The organism is Stenotrophomonas sp. GL_101 (genome assembly GCF_057835675.1).
This window is the reverse complement of the sequence record NZ_CM174432.1, coordinates 1,228,376-1,244,876: the sequence shown is the minus strand read 5'-3', so window position 1 is coordinate 1,244,876 and position 16,501 is coordinate 1,228,376. Positions and strand designations below refer to the sequence as shown.

The 16,501-nt window shown below is 66.1% G+C and carries 13 protein-coding genes; 8 read left to right on the top strand and 5 right to left on the bottom strand.

Features of this window, described 5'->3' with window-relative positions:
- Positions 1 to 25 precede the first annotated feature (25 nt).
- From AC3IR9_RS05560 to AC3IR9_RS05550, 3 genes are all read left to right on the top strand, one after another.
- Positions 26 to 1,141, top strand: coding sequence for an MBL fold metallo-hydrolase (locus AC3IR9_RS05560; protein WP_489294583.1), 1,116 nt, complete (start codon positions 26 to 28; stop codon positions 1,139 to 1,141).
- Positions 1,142 to 1,371: 230 nt separating this feature from the next.
- Positions 1,372 to 3,729 (top strand): ATP-binding protein, encoded by a 2,358-nt coding sequence (locus tag AC3IR9_RS05555; protein ID WP_489294582.1) that lies wholly within the window; start codon positions 1,372 to 1,374, stop codon positions 3,727 to 3,729.
- A gap of 122 nt (positions 3,730 to 3,851) precedes the next feature.
- Positions 3,852 to 6,176, top strand: coding sequence for a TonB-dependent receptor domain-containing protein (locus AC3IR9_RS05550; protein ID WP_489294581.1), 2,325 nt, complete (start codon positions 3,852 to 3,854; stop codon positions 6,174 to 6,176).
- Between the two features lie 304 nt (positions 6,177 to 6,480).
- Here the strand turns inward: AC3IR9_RS05550 and AC3IR9_RS05545 are convergent, their stop codons facing one another.
- A complete protein-coding gene (locus AC3IR9_RS05545; protein WP_489294579.1) occupies positions 6,481 to 7,488 on the bottom strand; it encodes a LacI family DNA-binding transcriptional regulator in 1,008 nt (335 codons plus the stop codon).
- A gap of 95 nt (positions 7,489 to 7,583) precedes the next feature.
- On the opposite strand from AC3IR9_RS05545, the gene AC3IR9_RS05540 reads away from it, so the two are divergent.
- From AC3IR9_RS05540 to AC3IR9_RS05520, 5 genes are read left to right on the top strand one after another with little or no spacing between them, the layout of a single operon-like run.
- Positions 7,584 to 8,636: a sugar phosphate isomerase/epimerase family protein gene (locus tag AC3IR9_RS05540; protein WP_489294578.1), complete on the top strand. Its 1,053-nt coding sequence runs from the start codon at positions 7,584 to 7,586 to the stop codon at positions 8,634 to 8,636.
- Between the two features lie 27 nt (positions 8,637 to 8,663).
- Positions 8,664 to 9,881: a nucleoside permease gene (locus AC3IR9_RS05535; RefSeq protein ID WP_489294576.1), complete on the top strand. Its 1,218-nt coding sequence runs from the start codon at positions 8,664 to 8,666 to the stop codon at positions 9,879 to 9,881.
- Between the two features lie 12 nt (positions 9,882 to 9,893).
- Positions 9,894 to 11,018 carry a Gfo/Idh/MocA family protein gene (locus tag AC3IR9_RS05530; protein WP_489294574.1) on the top strand — a complete coding sequence of 375 codons (1,125 nt, stop codon included), beginning with the start codon at positions 9,894 to 9,896 and terminating at the stop codon, positions 11,016 to 11,018.
- 19 nt (positions 11,019 to 11,037) lie between these two features.
- Positions 11,038 to 11,904 carry a sugar phosphate isomerase/epimerase family protein gene (locus AC3IR9_RS05525; RefSeq protein ID WP_489294572.1) on the top strand — a complete coding sequence of 289 codons (867 nt, stop codon included), beginning with the start codon at positions 11,038 to 11,040 and terminating at the stop codon, positions 11,902 to 11,904.
- Between the two features lie 42 nt (positions 11,905 to 11,946).
- A complete protein-coding gene (locus tag AC3IR9_RS05520) occupies positions 11,947 to 12,243 on the top strand; it encodes a c-type cytochrome (RefSeq protein ID WP_489295718.1) in 297 nt (98 codons plus the stop codon).
- Between the two features lie 21 nt (positions 12,244 to 12,264).
- Here the strand turns inward: AC3IR9_RS05520 and AC3IR9_RS05515 are convergent, their stop codons facing one another.
- The 4 genes from AC3IR9_RS05515 to AC3IR9_RS05500 are packed head-to-tail and all read right to left on the bottom strand — an operon-like array spanning position 12,265 to position 16,222.
- Positions 12,265 to 13,008: a 3-keto-disaccharide hydrolase gene (locus AC3IR9_RS05515; protein ID WP_489294570.1), complete on the bottom strand. Its 744-nt coding sequence runs from the start codon at positions 13,006 to 13,008 to the stop codon at positions 12,265 to 12,267.
- Between the two features lie 14 nt (positions 13,009 to 13,022).
- A complete protein-coding gene (locus AC3IR9_RS05510) occupies positions 13,023 to 13,598 on the bottom strand; it encodes a gluconate 2-dehydrogenase subunit 3 family protein (RefSeq protein WP_489294568.1) in 576 nt (191 codons plus the stop codon).
- Positions 13,598 to 15,286, bottom strand: a complete 1,689-nt coding sequence (locus AC3IR9_RS05505; RefSeq protein ID WP_489294567.1) for a GMC oxidoreductase — start codon at positions 15,284 to 15,286, stop codon at positions 13,598 to 13,600. Before AC3IR9_RS05505 ends, AC3IR9_RS05510 begins: the two co-directional genes overlap by 1 nt.
- Before the next feature lie 27 nt (positions 15,287 to 15,313).
- Positions 15,314 to 16,222, bottom strand: a complete 909-nt coding sequence (locus tag AC3IR9_RS05500) for a hydroxypyruvate isomerase family protein (RefSeq protein ID WP_489294565.1) — start codon at positions 16,220 to 16,222, stop codon at positions 15,314 to 15,316.
- Positions 16,223 to 16,501 lie beyond the last annotated feature (279 nt).

Below are 16,501 nucleotides of genomic sequence, written 5' to 3'. Positions count from 1 at the left end.
ACACTCACCAACCCAAGGCACCCCCATGCGAGCCCTGCCCCTGCTTGTCGCTGCCTTCGCCCTCACCGCCCTTCTCGAGATGACCTTCACCGTGAACATCGCCCCCCATGACCAATCGCCGCAGATGCGTGCCGGCCACTTCAGCAACGTTGCGCCCAAGCCCAAGGAAACCGTGACCGGCACGCTCAAGCTGCTGTGGGAATTCCTGTTCGACCGCCCAGCCGGCACAACCCCGCCACAGGCACCGCCGGTCCGGTCGATCAGCGCCGCCGAACTGGCCGACGCCCCCGAGCACAGCCTCTACCGGCTCGGGCATTCCACCCTGCTGATCAAGCTGGCCGGTGGCTGGTGGCTGACCGACCCGGTGTTCTCCAAACGCGCCTCACCGGTGCAGTGGATGGGCCCGAAGCGTTTCCACGCGCCGCCGATCGCCCTGCACGAGCTGCCGCCGATCCGCGGCGTGCTGCTGTCGCACGACCACTACGATCACCTCGATCGCGCCACCGTCAAATACCTGGCCACCCGCGCCGATGTGTTCCTCACCCCGTTGGGCGTTGGCGACCGGCTGATCGCCTGGGGCGTCCCCCGCGACCGCGTCCGCCAGCTGGACTGGTGGCAGGAAACCGAGGTGGATGGCGTGCGCTTTGCCGCAACACCGGCCCAGCATTTCTCCGGCCGTGGCTTGCGCGATGGCAACCGCACGCTGTGGGCATCGTGGGTGATCCTGGACCGCGACCTGCGTCTGTTCTTCAGTGGCGACACCGGCTATTTCGACGGCTTCCGGCAGATTGGCGAGCGCTACGGCCCGTTTGACGTCACTTTCATCGAAACCGGCGCCTACGATGCCAAGTGGCCGTTCGTGCACATGCAGCCGGAGCAGACCGTACAGGCGCACCAGGACCTGCGCGGCCACTGGCTGCTGCCGATCCACAACGGCACCTTCGACCTGGCCCTGCATCAGTGGGACGAGCCGTTCGAGCGGGTCAGCGCGCTGGCTGCGCAACGTGCGATCGCACTGGCCACACCGGGCATGGGCGAACGCCTCGACCTGGATGCCCCGCACCCGGGCACGCCGTGGTGGCGGCAGGTGAAGGCGGCGCAGGATGCGCGCCGTGACATCCCGGTAGGGGATGCGATGTAAGCCCAGCTGGCCACGCGAGGGAACGGCCAGTGCCACGGCCCGAGGCGGCATTTCGCATCGTGCCGACAAGCGTGCGTTGATTGCGACAGTTTTCGTCCGTGAATGCACATTGAGGGCAGTCGGGGTGCGTGAGAGCATTTTCTTCATTCCTCCACGTCGCATCTGCACCTGGAGAAGCCGCTGTATCCCTCCAGGCTCTCCGCTGTGCGAGCCCCGGCCGAGCGTCATGCATGAACATTCCCGCGCCTCGTCAGCGTCTGTCGCCGCTGCTTTTCCTGCTGGTAGCGGTACTGCTGGCCGCCGCCCTGCTGTTGTGGTCCAGAGCGCCCACGCGCGGCGTCGGCACCCGCCCATTCGTGCTGGCGGCCGGGCCACAACTGACCGGCAGATACGGGTTGGGCGGCTCGGCAACCATCAGCCCGATACGCGCCTACCTGGAGGCGGTTGAACGCGGCACCTCGTTGAAGATTGCCCTGGCCCCGGCCGCCACGTTCGACCAGGCGCTGTCCCGCTTCGAGCGCAACCAGGCCGATGGGGTGACCCTTGTACTGGCCACCTCACAGGCACAACTACCCGCCACCGCCCTGCTGTCGCCGTCGTTCTACCGCGGCAGCTCGGTGCTGGTGTCGCGCCGCGCCCAACCGTACGACAGCCTGGCCGCACTGGCCGGAAAACGGGTCGGCGTTATTGCCGACGGGGAATACCAGGCGTACCTGGCCAGGCAGCATCCACGCATCCAGGTGCTGCCCCTGCGCAGTCCGTCGGACATGGTGGCTGCGGTCACCGCCGGTGCCGCGGATGCGGCGCTGGGCATGGATGCGGTGTTCATTCCCCTGGCGCAGCGCAGCCGCAATCCGCTGTTGTCGGTGCACGCGGCCGACGATGCCCCTGCGGTTGACCTGCGCGTGGCGTCATGGCCGCAGCGCGCCGGCGATATCGCGCGTGCACACGCGACATTCCGGGCACTGCCGCTGGCGATCCAGCAAGGAGTGACGTCGCGCTGGTTGAACACGCTGTATCGCGCGCCGCCCACGCTGCGCGCGGTGCTGGCCCATTACCGGGTAACGCTCATCGCACTGGCCGTTGCCGGGCTGGGCATCCTGCTGGCCGTCGTGCATGCGTGGCGAAGCGCGCGTGCGACAGCGGCGATGCACGCGGCCACGATGCGTGCGTTGACCCTGGCCAACCACGAAGTCCGCAACAGCGCGACGCTGGTCATGGCGGCCATCGACCAGCTTCCGTCCACGCCGGGCGTTTCCACCGACCCAAGCCCACAGGAGGCGGCGCGCGTGGCGGCCAGTTCGCTGCAGCACATGCTTGCCAACGTGCTGGAGTATGCGTTCCTGGACCGCCCCGGGAATGCCCGTGGCCAGTGGCAGCCCACCGCCCTGGCCGTGCTGCGCGAGTGCGTCTTCGCCACCGGCCCGCTGGCCGCGCGCAAGGGCATCGCACTGACCCTGTCGATCGACCCGGCGGTACCCCCGGCGCTGTGCTGCGACGTGCGCGCGTTGCGCCACCTGGCCACCAACCTGGTCTCCAACGCGGTCAAGTTCTGCGACCAGGGCGGCGTGGAGGTCCGCCTGCGTTTCGAGGCGGGCGTTGGCGGGCTGGGCCGGGTGCTGCTGGAGGTCACCGACAGCGGGCCCGGTATCGCGCCGGCTGTCGTAAAGACCCTGTTCGACCCGCTGCATGCCTCCAGTGCGGACGGTCGTCGCCGCGGCGGCGCCGGTATGGGCCTGGCGTTGTGCCATCGCATCGCGGTGGCGCAGGGAGGCAGCATCGGGGTCGACAGCCGGCTTGGCGGCGGCTCGACCTTCACCGCGATGCTTCCCGGCCGTGACTGCGCCGAAGGCGCGCCCATGCGCGAAGCCACCGTGCCGGCCGTGCCTGTCCACTGCGCCGGCGATGCCTTGGTGGTGGAGGACGAACCGACCGTCGCGGCAGCCATCAGCCAGCACCTGCGCCATCGCGGATTCACTGTCACCCATGCCGTCAGCGGGGAGGCGGCGACGGTGGCGATGCGCCAGCAGGGCCCGTTCACCCTGGTGACCCTGGACGGCACGCTGCTGGAGCAGAGCGGTAGCGAGGTCCTGGCTGCCTTGCGTGCGGTGGAACGGCAACTGCGCTGGCCGTCGGCACCGGTGGTGTCGGTGAGCGGTGAACCGGTTCGGCCCGGTTCCCCGCGCTACGCAGATGCCGGCGTGATCGCCTACCTGTCCAAGCCGATCGACTGGAACGCCTTCGCTGCGGCGATCTCCCTCGATGCGCAACCCTGCGTGGCACCGGCACCGGCACCGATCAATGCGGAGATACTGATGATCTACCGCGCCCAGCTTCCCAAGGACCTGGCCGCGCTGCATGCCGAAGTCAGCAGCGCGCGGTGGCGCAATGCGCTGGCGATGACCCACCGCATCCGCGGCGCTGCATCGCTGGTGGGCGATACCGACCTCGTAGAGGCGGTGACCGGCCTGGACCGGCAGTTCAAGTCGCATGCCATCAATGGCGGGCCCGCTGCCAATGGCATGGCAGCAATCACCCGCTGCGTCGAGCGGATCCAGCACAGCGCAATGCTGGCGTCATCGCACTGAGTCCACCCGCTGTGCATGCGGGTGGATCGTCGGCGGCGCGCGGCGAAGGGCGCGCCTGGGCCATTGGACACATTGCCGCCCTATTATTGTGATGTTATAACATCGCCTTTCAAGGGGGATTTATGCGTAACCACGCACTTGCCGTTGCAGTACTTTTCAGTATCCAGAACGTCTACGCCGATGACCTCACCCTGCCGACGGTCAACGTCCAGGCCGACAGCCCGTCGAAGATCGACAGCGTCGTCATCGTAGAAAACACCCGCGCCCAGAACCGGACCCTGGGCGACATGCTCGACCATGTCTCCGGCGTTCAGAGCAGTGCGTTCGGTCCCAATGCTGGCGCGCCGGTGATCCGCAGCCTGAGTGGCAGCCGCGTGCAGATCCTGGAGGACGGGCAGTCCATCCTGGGCATGAACGCGCTGAGCGGCGACATCAACATTCCCTTCGACCCGCTCTTTGCAAGGCGCGTCACGGTCAACAAGTCCTCGGACACGGCTCGCCATGGCGGCAATGCGATCGGCGGCAGCGTCGACATCGACTCGGGCATCCTGTCCAGGAAGATGGAGGACAAGGACCAGGAGATGGAGCTGGTGGTCCGCAAAGGCTTCAATGATGCCGATGCGCAGGGCTTCCGGATGAACTTCAACAACCAGAAGAACATCTCCACCAACCTGCAGATGTCGATGCAGCGGATGTCGCACTATGACATTCCCGGCAACAGCAAGGCCGGCGTGTGCGACAGCCGGTTGTTCGTGGGCGGCGGGGTCAACGCCTCGCTGGCTGACAGTTGCCAGAAGGAAGCCCGGGTGCAGCAGGTATACAACAAGGCATCGCAGCCTTACGTCGACCAGTTCATGACCGAGAACCCGGACTGGGCCGACGGCGACTTCTCGTTCTACACGAATCAGCCTACCTCGACATGGTCGGGCAGGACCTACACCAACCCCGCCAACCCGGCCTATGTGGAAGGCACGACGCCGTATGTGCGCAGGCAGATCAACCGCGATGTGACCCCCAACTACCGCGGCACGCTGGGCAACAGCTACTTCAGGAACTCGCACCTGGCGGCGGGCTCGACCTACTTCTTCGACCGTGGCTATGTCGGCGTCAGCATCGATTCCAAGGACAGCGAATACGGCGTGCCGGGGTTCTCGACGGAGAATCTCTCGTTTGGATCGAACTACGCCCTGGGACGCCCGGTGGGCGTGGTGCTCAAGCAGGACAAGTACGCGCTCGAGGCTCATCTGCTTGAGCCCCTGCCGCTGCTGGAAAGCGCCGAGCTCAGCGTCTCGCGGTTGAAGAACACCTCCGGGGAGTACATCGGGGCGACCCAGGCCAATGCATTCGATTTCGACACCCTGCAGGCAGAGGCGTTGCTTGCGCATCGGCAGGCCGGTCCACTCACCGGTCTGGTTGGCCTGAGCTACCGGTCCAGGGACGTTGTCGGCACCGGTGTGCAGCAGTACCTGCCGGATGTAGGCACGACCACCCGGGCGGTGTTCGTGAAAGAGAGCCTGACCTTCGACTGGGCGTCCTTCGACGCGGGTTTCCGGCACGAGCGCGTGGACCATGATGTTCGGCAGAGCCGCTTCAAGACCTCCCGGAACGCGGCCAATTCCGGTCTGGAGGATCGCGCCTTCGTCCTCAACAGTTTCAACACCGGCGGCTACGTCCAACTGGGCAGGATGTTCGGCGCAAAAGTGCGGTACGCCTCTTCCGCGCGGGCACCGGAGGTGAATGAGCTGTATGCGAGCAACCCGCACTATTCGATCATGACCCAGGAAGAGGGAAACCAGGATCTGAAGCCCGAGCGTGCACGAACCTCGGAGTTGACGCTGCTGTTCAGCCATGCCGGGCTCGACATTTCCGCAACCGGCTATCGCATGCGGTATGCGAACTATCTTTACCAGGGACACTCGGGAGCACAGATGGCCAATCGTCTTCCGCTCAAGTACTGGAAGCAGACCGATACCACGGTCAAGGGCATCGAGATCGACGTGTCGCAGTCGCTGGACCTGGGGCGCCATGGAACGCTCACTGCCTCGGCCTTCTCCGACCTGGTCAGCAACAAGGCGGACAATCCCGATTCCCTGCGCGCCCACAATGATGGCGAGTACCTGCCCAACATGCCCACCAACCGCTACGGGGCCGATCTTCGTTGGGAAAACCAGGGCTGGAAGGCAAGGTTGTCCAGCACCTACTACGACAGGCAGAAGTACCTGGGCAAGAATGTAAGCGAGGAGATACCGCTCGATGGCTTCAACATGCTGGACATGCAGGTCAGCCGGGAAATCAAGGCCTTCGGGAGTTATGTCTCGGGCATTGAGGTTTTCCTCAGCGGGTCCAACCTGCTCGACGCAGAGGCGCGACCGCACAACTCCCCGCTCAAGTACATCGCACCACTACCGGGACGCGGGTTCCAGATCGGGGTGAGCGTCCGGCTCTGACCGCAGAAAGGTTCCTTTCTCTGGCGTGTCTTCGCTTGGCTATTACGCGAGCATCCGGGGCCGCTTGGCGGCCGGCAGGCCCTTATGCAAATGTCCCCCGGTCGCCGCCTGCGGCGACGGCCTCCTCCTTTATTTTGCCAAGGACCTGCCGGCCGCCAAGGGGCTCGGCTTGCGGTACGCACAGGCGCACTCCGATGTTTGCCGTGGGCCACCGGTATTCTCGACACGCGGGAACCGATACCGCTGCGTAGGTCACCACCGTTGGTGGTGACGCAGAGGCGCCAACCGGCGCCCCGCGGCGCCATCACCTGACCCTCGGCGCACCCGTCGAGCCTCGCAACATCAAGCTGAAATCCAGTGTCTGCTGACGGGGCACCTCCACACGTTCGATGATGGCGAGCAGCAGGTTGACCGCGCGGATACCGATCTCCCGCATGGGTTGCCTGATGGTCGTCAACGGGGGCGTGAGGTAACTGGACGAGGCCAGGTCGTCGAAGCCGACGATGGACAGGTCATCGGGCACGCGGATGCCCAGATCCCGGCAGGCCGCCAGGGCGCCCAGTGCCATCTGGTCGCTGAAGCAGAAGATCGCGGTCGGCGCGGGCGCGCGGGCCAACAACGCCATCGCGGCCGCATGACCGGATTCCACCGAGAAGTCGCCCGGCGCGACGCTCAGCGTGCGCAGGCGGCCGCGTGCCTTGCCGGCGGCCCTGGCTCCTTCCAGCCGCTGCTGGTGCAGGGGATTGTCGGGCGGCCCGCCCACTATGGCGATCCGCTCGTGTCCCAGTCCGTACAGGTGTTCCATCACGGCGCGCGCGGCGGCCGCGTTGTCGATGTGCACGCTGGGGATGCCCAGCGCGGGGTCGAACTCGCATCCATTGACCACCGGCGCGGCGGCACCCTGCTGCTGGACGATCTCGCGCGCCGTCGGCGGCAGGCGATGCCCCAGCACGATCAGGCCGTCGGCCTCGTTGCGCCGGAGCATCTGTGCGTAGCGCTCCTCACGGTCGGGTCGATGCTGGGTATCGCCCAGCAGCACGGCGTAGCCGACGGCCTGCGCCGCTTCCTCCGCGCCCTGCAGGATCTGGGCGAAGAACGGATTGGCAATGTCCGGGACGGTGACCAGGATCTTGCCACTGCGCTGGGTCTTGAGCGTCCTGGCCACCGTGTTGGGGACATAGCCCAGCGCGGCGGCCGCCTGCTCGATGCGCGTGCGCGTGGCCGGCAGGACTTTCTCCGGCCGGGAAAGCGCGCGCGACACCGTGCCGGCGGAGACGCCGACGTGCCTTGCGATGTCGTAGATGGTTGCCATGGCGTTAGGTCTTCTGTCCGCTGTGCAGTGCACAACAGGTCTTGCGGGAGGGCAATGCTAGGATAATGCAATCGATTGCATCGAGGCGAATCACGTTGAAAACGCTCAAGGGTCCAGCGCTGTTCCTGGCGCAGTTCATCGGCGACACACCTCCCTTTGATCGGCTGGACACGCTGGCCGGGTGGGCCGCGGGGCTGGGCTATTCTGGCGTACAAGTACCGACCAGCGCTCCCCACCTGTTCGATCTGGCCGAGGCGGCGCGGAGCCAGGCGTACTGCGACGACGTCGCCGGCATGCTGGCCGGCCATGGCCTGCAGATCACCGAGCTGTCCACCCACCTGCAGGGGCAGCTGGTCGCCGTCCATCCCGCTTACGACAGCCTGTTCGACGGATTCGCGCCACCGGACAAGCGCGGCGATCCGGCCGCCCGCCAAACCTGGGCGGTGGAGCAGCTGATGCTGGCCGCCAAGGCCAGCCAGCGCCTGGGGCTGACGGCGCATGCCACGTTCTCCGGCGCGCTGGCCTGGCCTTACTTCTATCCCTGGCCGCAACGCCCGCCCGGGCTGGTGGAAGAAGCCTTCGCCGAACTCGGCCGCCGCTGGCGCCCCATCCTGGATGCCTTCGACGCCTGCGGCGTGGACCTGTGCTTTGAGATCCACCCGGGCGAGGACCTGCACGATGGCGCGACCTTCGAGCGCTTCCTCGACGTGGTGGACCACCACCCTCGCGCCAGGATCCTGTACGACCCCAGCCACCTGCTGCTGCAGCAGATCGACTACCTGGGCTTCATCGACCGGTATCACGCGCGCATCGGCATCTTCCACGTCAAAGACGCGGAGTTTCGCGCCAGTGCGCGCAGTGGCGTCTATGGCGGCTACCAGGACTGGATCGATCGTCCGGGGCGGTTCCGTTCGCCCGGGGACGGCCAGATCGACTTCAAGGCGATCTTCTCCAAATTCGCGCAATACGATTTCCCGGGCTGGGCGGTGCTGGAGTGGGAGTGCTGCCTGAAGCACCAGGAAGACGGCGCGCGGGAGGGTGCCGCCTTCATCCGCGATCACATCATCCGCGTGACCGAGCGTGCGTTCGACGACTTCGCCGACAGTGGCACCGATCCTGAATCACTGCGCCGCATGCTGGGACTCTGAGTCACTACCGCCCTGGGAGGGCAAGCCATGACGCACGCCATGTCGCGCTTGGGCGCGATGATGTTTCTGCAGTTCTTCATCTGGGGCGCCTGGTTCGTCACGCTGGGGACGTACCTGGTGCAGGGCCCGCTTCAGGCCAGCGCAGGCCAGGTGGCGACGGCCTTCCTCAGCCAATCCATCGGCGCGATCGTGGCGCCCTTCCTGGTCGGCCTGGTCGCGGACCGCTACTTCGCGGCGCAGCGCATCCTCGCGGTACTGCACCTGGCCGGCGCGGTGCTCATATGGCTGGCGTCCACGGCGACGAACTTCAGCATGTTCTTCGCCTGCGTCATGGGCTACATGCTGCTGTTCATGCCGACCCTGGCACTGGTCAACAGCGTGGCGATGCGGCACATGCAATCGCCTGAGAAACAATTCCCGCTTGTGCGGGTGGCCGGCAGCGTCGGCTGGATCGTGGCGGGCGTGCTGATCGGCTGGCTGGGCTGGGAACAGGCACATCGGCTCGAGCTGACCTTCCAGATGGCGGCGATGGCGTCGCTGGCCCTGGGCCTGTATGCCTTCACCCTGCCGCACACGCCGCCGCTGGCGCAACAGCGTGACGCCGGGCTGGGGCAGGTCCTGGGGCTTGACTCGCTGCGGCTGCTGAAGTCGCGCTCCTACCTGGTGTTCTTCCTGGCGTCCATCGCCATCTGCATCCCGCTGGCGTTCTATTACAACTTCACCAATCCGTATCTCAATGATCTGGGTGTGCGCGGCGCGGCCGGCCTGCAATCGCTGGGCCAGGTTTCCGAAGTCCTGCTGATGCTGGCCATGCCGTTCCTGTTCGTGCGGCTGGGGGTCAAGACGATGCTGGCGGTGGGCATGGCAGCGTGGGTGGTGCGCTACGCCATGTTCGCCTTTGGCGATGCGGGCGGTGGCTTCTCGCTGCTGGTGATCGGCATCGTGCTGCACGGCATCTGCTACGACTTCTTCTTCGTCACCGGCCAGATCTATACCGATGCGCATGCCGGCCCCGCCGCACGCAGCAGCGCGCAGGGTTTCATCACCCTGGCCACGTATGGCGTGGGCATGTTGATCGGCACGTTCCTGTCCGGCGCAGTGGTGGAGCACTACACCACCGCGGCCGGTCCGGACTGGCAGAAGATCTGGCTGTTCCCGGCAGGCGTCGCGCTGGTCGTGCTGGTCGCCTTCCTGTTGCTGTTCCGCGACCGCCCGGTCGTCGCGGCCACACCCTCCACGCCCTGAGGACCCCATCCGATGCCAAAGCTTGGAATCGCCATCGTCGGCACGGGCATGATCGGCGCCGTGCATCGTCGCGCGGCACTGCTGGCCGGTGCCGAGGTCCGCGGCGTGGCCGCTTCTTCCCCGCAGCGCGCACGCGAGGTGGCGCAATCGTGGAATGTTCCGCGGGCCTATCGCGACATCGAGGAGGTGGTCGCCGATCCGCAGGTACAGGTCGTGCATGTCTGCACCCCCAACCATCTGCACCGCGCCATGGCGCAGGCGGCGCTGGAAGCCGGCAAGCACGTGATCTGCGAGAAGCCGCTGGCCACGACGCTGGAAGACGCCCAGGCATTGGCCGCATTGGCCGCCTCGACCGGGCTGGTCGCCACGGTACCCTTTGTCTACCGCTACCACCCCGTGGTCCGCGAGGCGCGCGCACGCATCGCGCAGGGTGAACTGGGGCCGCTGCACCTGATCCACGGCAGCTACCTGCAGGACTGGCTGCTGGACCCGGCCAGCAACAACTGGCGGGTGGATTCGGCGCTGGGTGGCGCGTCGCGTGTGTTCGCCGACATCGGCTCGCATTGGTGCGACCTGGTGGAATGGGTCAGCGGCGAGCGCTTCGTCGACGTCAGCGCGGCGTTCGCCACCGTGATCGCCGAGCGCGGCACCCTCGCCGGGCAGAGCTTCACCACGCCGGCGGCGGGCGGCGCGATGCAGGCGGTATCGAGCGAGGACGTGGCCGCGGCGATGTTCAGAACCGGCGCGGGTACGCTGGCTTCATTGACGGTCAGCCAGGTATCGGCGGGACGCCGCAATCGCCTCTGGTTCGAGATCGATGGTGCCCGGGCCAGCGTGGCGTTCAACCAGGAAGACGCCGAGCGGCTGTGGATCGGCCTGCCCGACCAGCGCGAGGAGATCTTCGTGCGTGGGCCCGGCGCCGGCAGTGCCGAACAACGTCGGCTGTCGGTGTTGCCGGCTGGGCACGCGCAGGGCTACGCCAATTGCTTCGAGGCGTTTGTCGCCGACACCTATCGCGCCATCGACGGCGAGCGGCCGCAGGGCCTGCCCACCTTCGAAGACGGCGTGCGTTCGGCGCTGATCGTCGATCGCGTCATCACATCGGCCAGGACGCGCGCCTGGACAACCATCGATTGAATCCCGGGAGGATTTCCTGATGAACACCCCAACACGCCGGACCATGACCCTCGCACTGTTGTTCCTCGTTGCCCTGCCCGCCTTCGCACGCGAGGCCGCCGGCCCGCAGCAGCCCATCGCGGTGCAGATGTATACGTTGCGCAATGCCGGCTCGCTCGACCAGCAGTTGAAGATCGTCCACGACGCGGGCGTGGGCGCGGTGGAAACGGTCGGCACGCAGAATGTCAGCGCCGTGGAACTAAAGCAGCTGCTGGACCGGTATTCGATCAAGGCGATTTCGTCCCACGTGCAACTGGCCGATCTGCGCAAGGACCTGGACGGCGTGGTGGCCTTCAACCGGTCGATTGGCAACACGACGCTGGTGGTGCCCTACCTGGACGAAAAGGACCGGCCGACCGATGCCGCAGGCTGGACCGCATTGGGCCAGGAACTGGGCCGGATCTCGACGCAGGCGCGGGCCAAGGGCATGCAACTGGCCTACCACAACCACGACTTCGAGCTGGTCGACTTCAATGGCAAGACGGGCCTGGAACTGCTGTTCGCAGCGGCCGGCCCCGGTCTGCAGAGCGAGCTGGACCTGGCCTGGGTCGCGCGTGCGGGCTACGACCCGGCGGTGATGCTGGGTAAATTCCGGGGCCGCCTGTTCGCGGTACACGCCAAGGACAATGCGCCGAAAGGCCAGGCCGAAGACGAGGGCGGCTTTGCTGCCGTGGGCCAAGGGGTGCTGGACTGGCGCGCGATCCTGCCTGCCGCGGCAGGTGCCGGGGTGCAGTGGTACATCGTCGAGCACGACCATCCGCGTGATCCGGCCAAGGTCATCCAGGCCGGGGCGGACTACCTGCGTGAACACCTGATCCCCACGCTGCCCGCCAGCGCACCGCGCTAGCGCGCGAAGGAGCCCCGCTTGGACACCCGTTTGAACCTGCCTTTGAAAACGATCCTCACCGTGGCCGTGATGCTATCCGGCGCGACGTTTGTTACTGCGGCGTGGTGCAAGGACGACCCTGCGGCCGGTGCGAAGCTCTACACAGCCCACTGCACGGCCTGCCATGGCGTGGATAGCGCGGGCATGCCGGGCGCGTTTCCCGCGCTCACCGACGTCGGCAAGCGGCTGCAGCCGGCGCAGATCAAGGAGAAGATCAGCAAGGGCGGCGGGTTGATGCCGCCCTTTCCCCAGCTGTCCCAACAGGAGATCGACGACATCGCCAGCTACCTGGCGAAATAGGATTCCGGCGGCGCGCCGGCGCTACAGCTGGCGCACCCAGATGTTGCGGTAGCTGACCTTGGAATCGTGCTCCTGCAGGGAGATCGGCGCGCAGGCATGTGGCGAGTACGAAGGCGCGCCGATGTACTCGGTCTTGCCCGACAGCACGGTGTCGTCCTGCACCAGGACGCCGTTGTGCAGGACGGTGATGCGGGCCGGTGAGGTGAGCCCGCCCCCCTGCGAGAAGCGGGGCGCTTTCCAGATGATGTCGTAGGCCTGCCACTCGCCCGGCGCACGCGAGGCGTTCACCAGCGGCATGGCCTGCTTGTAGATCGAGCCGGCCTGGCCGTTGGCATAGGTCGGGTTGTTGTAACTGTCGAGCACCTGAAGCTCATACAGTTCCTGCAGGAAGATGCCGCTGTTGCCCCGATGCTGTCCCTCGAAGCCCCCGGTTGCGAGGGGCGCGCGCCACTCCACATGCAGCTGGATGTCGCAGAAGCGCTGCCGGGTCCGGATGCCCTTGCTCCCCGGAACCACGGTCAGCGCGCCGTCGTCGACGAGCCAGGGCACGCGTCCGCCCTGCTCGGACTCCCAGGCGGAGACATCCTTGCCATCGAACAGCACGATCGCATCGGAGGGCGCGCCACCTGCAGGCGTGGCCACGCTGGCGGGCACCGGCGTCCACACTTCGGTCTTCGCCGGATCGCGCGCGGGGTCAGTGCCGGCCTGTGCGAGCACCGGTGCCGCAGCCAGCAGGCCGGCCGCCATCAGCAGTGGCCTGATCATCAGGATGCGCTCCATCAGCTGGTCCCCCACGCAGGCGTACCGGGAACATACGCCAGATCGCCGTCGTAGCGACCCGGCACGGCGACATACCGCAGTACTTCGGTGGCGCCGACCTTCGAAGTGAAGAAGCCGAAGATGGCCAATTGCTTGATCATCGTGAAGTAATGCGGCATCGCTTCACCTTCTTCGGCGGTGCCGGTATCGGTCACCTCGACCGCACGTGCTTTTGCTTCTGCATCCAGTGTTCGCAGCAGATCGGCACGGGCCTGCGGTGCGAGCGACACGAATCGGCCGCCGGCACGTTTATCGATATCGACCAGGCCGGCGCGGAACGTTGCCTGCTGCCGGGCGGTGTAGCAGTCGGTGACGAATTGCGCCATGAACACGCCGGCGCCGGCGTCCTTCGCCCCCGGTGTCTTGGTCCGCGGCAGGATGGTCTCGGCGATCTCGTCCAGCGTGCCGACATCGGCGGTGGAGAAGGGTGTCTTCGCCGCCGCGGTCGGTGCCTGTCCCTGGACGAGCGCGGGCAGGCCGACCATGGCCGCGCCGGTGGCGGCGACGATCATCTTCAGCAGTTCGCGGCGATCCATTAGAGGTTCCCCGCTTTCAGCTCGCGCACGGCATGGTCGGCGGCCCGTGCCGTCAGCGCCATGTAGGTCAGCGAGGGATTCACGCAGGCGCTGGAGGTCATACAGGCACCGTCGGTCACATAGACATTCGGCGCATCCCAGACCTGGTTGTGCTGGTTGAGTACGGAGTTGCTGCGGTCACGGCCCATGCGCGCGGTCCCCATTTCGTGGATGCCCTTGCCCGGAGCGTAGTCGTTGTCGTGCATCTTCACGTCCTTGACGCCGGCGGCCTCCAGCATCTCGGCGGCATCGGCGGCCATGTCCTTGCGCATGGCCATTTCGTTGGCGCGCATCGAAACGTCCATCGCCAACACCGGCAGCCCCCACTTGTCCTTGCGGTCCGGGTCCAGGCGGATCGTATTGTCGTGGTGCGGCAGCATTTCGCCGAATCCGGTCATGCCGATGCGCCAGTCGCCCGGCAGGGTAAGCGCGTCCTTCAGGTCGGCGCCGATGTTCATTTCGGCGATCTCGCGCGACCACCCGTTGCGGCTGGCGCCGCCCTGGTAGCCGAACCCGCGCCGATAGCCACGCTTGTCATCCGTGGCGACGTTGCGGAAACGGGGAATGTAGAAGCCACACGGACGGCGACCGAAGTAATACTTGTCCTCAAAGCCCTCGACGCGGCCGGAGGCACCGGCACCAAAGTGATGGTCCATCACGTTGTGGCCCAGCTCGCCGGACGAAGAACCCAGCCCGCCCTCCCAGACATCGGTGGCCGAGTTCATCAGCAGCCACGTCGAGTTGAAGGACGACGCGTTGAGGAAAATGACCTTAGCGGTGTACTGGTAAGTCTGTCCGGTTTCGGCGTCAATGACCTCCACGCCCCGCGCACGCTTGCGGTCCTTGTCGTAAAGCACTTCCTTGACGATCGAGAAAGGCCGCAACGTCAGGTTGCCCGTCTTCATGGCCGCTGGCAGCGTTGCCGACTGGGTGGAGAAGTAGGCGCCGAAGGGACAGCCCAGGATGCACTTGTTGCGATACTGGCAGTTGACGCGGCCCTGCTCGGGCATGGGCTGGGTGATGTTGGCGGTGCGCGAGTGGATCATGTGCCTTGTCCCGCCAAAGGCCTTCTTGATCCGCGCGGCCACGTCCTTCTCGACGATGTTCAACGGGATCGGCGGCAGGAACTCGCCGTCCGGCAACACGTCCAGCCCCTCGCGCGTGCCGGCGATGCCGGCGAACTTTTCCACGTGGTCGTACCAGGGCGCGATGTCGGCGTAACGGATCGGCCAATCGGTGGCGATGCCGTCCTTGAGGTTCGCCTGGAAATCCAGGTCCGACAGGCGATAACTCTGCCGCCCCCACATCAGCGAGCGGCCGCCCACGTGATAGCCGCGGAACCAATCGAACCGCTTGGTCTCGATGTAGGGCGATTCCTTTTCGTTGGCCCACATTCCTTCAAGGTTCTCGGCCAGGCCGTAGTCGCGCATCAACACCGGATAGTCGGCCATCATCGCCTGGGTTGGCCGGTTGCGGTGCGGGAAATCCCACGGCTCCTTCATCGCGTTGACGTAGTCCTTGACGTGCTCGATGTTGCGTCCGCGTTCCAGCATCAGGACCTTGAGGCCCTTCTGGGTCAGTTCCTTTGCCGCCCAACCGCCACTGATTCCCGAGCCAACGACGATGGCGTCGTAATGATTGTCTGCCATGGGTACTTCACCTAGGTGGATATCGTTTCAGACGTCGCAGAGGCGGATCGCCTCGCGCAGCGAGCCGACGGGATCCGGCGCCGCAGGCATGAATTCCTGCGCCAGATAACCATCGAAACCGGTGTCGCGGATCGCGCGACAGATGGCGGGATAATGGAGTTCCTGCTGGTCTCCGATCTCGTGCCGGCCAGGCACGCCCGCGGTGTGGTAATGCTTGAAGTTATCGTGATGCTTGCCGATGGTGGCGATGATGTCGCCCTCCATGATCTGCATGTGGTAGATGTCGTACAGCAGGCCGAAATGATCCGAGCCGATCCGCCGGCACAGCTCGACGCCCCAGGCGGAGTGGTCGCACAGGTAGTCGGGATGATCGACCTTGGAGTTCAGCAACTCCATCACCAGCACGACGCCGCGCTTCTCGGCATGCCCAAGGATGCGCTTGAGTCCTGCTTCGGCATGGGCCATGCCTTCCTGGGGGTCCATGCCGTTGCGATTGCCGGAAAAACAGATGAGGTTGCGATAGCCGGCATCGGCCACCAGGTCGATGTGCCGCGTGTAGCGCTCGACCAGTTGGTCGTGGAACTGGCTGCCGGCGAAGCCCTTGTCCAGGCCCATCTCCGCGCCGTTGCACATCGAGCTGTACACGCCATTGGCCTTCAGCGTGGGCCAATCGGCCGGGCCCACCAGGTCGATGGCGGCAAAACCAATGCCCTTCACGGTTTGGCAGAGCTGGGCGATCGACTGCTGCGGGAACGTCCAGCGGGCTACGGAATGCTTCAGCTTGCCCTTGAGCGGCGCGGCGGCTGGGGCGGCAAACGCAGGCAGCACGCCAGCAGCCCCAAGGCCAAGGCCAACGCTCCCGGCGGCCGCCATGCGGAGCGCATCTCGCCGCGTGAACCCCGGCGCCGGTGCCGGTCCAATCGAATGGTTAGACATCCACTTCCCGGCCTCCCAACCGGCATCAAACACTGAGGATTCGCCGCAATGCAATCGATTGCACCATAGAGGAGGAAATCGTTTTTTTGCAAGACGCAGTGCACTAAAACCGATGCTGCAGGGCACAACGCCGGCCACGCCGGTGGCTGCGTGACAGTGATGGAATACCGGGAGTTGATGGCGCCGCACGGTTTGCACGGTGGCGGGGGGCCGGTTCGAGCTGGCGTTTCAGGGCCTGCCCGACACCGTAGGCGAGCGCCTGGCGTGCGGCGGCGCGCT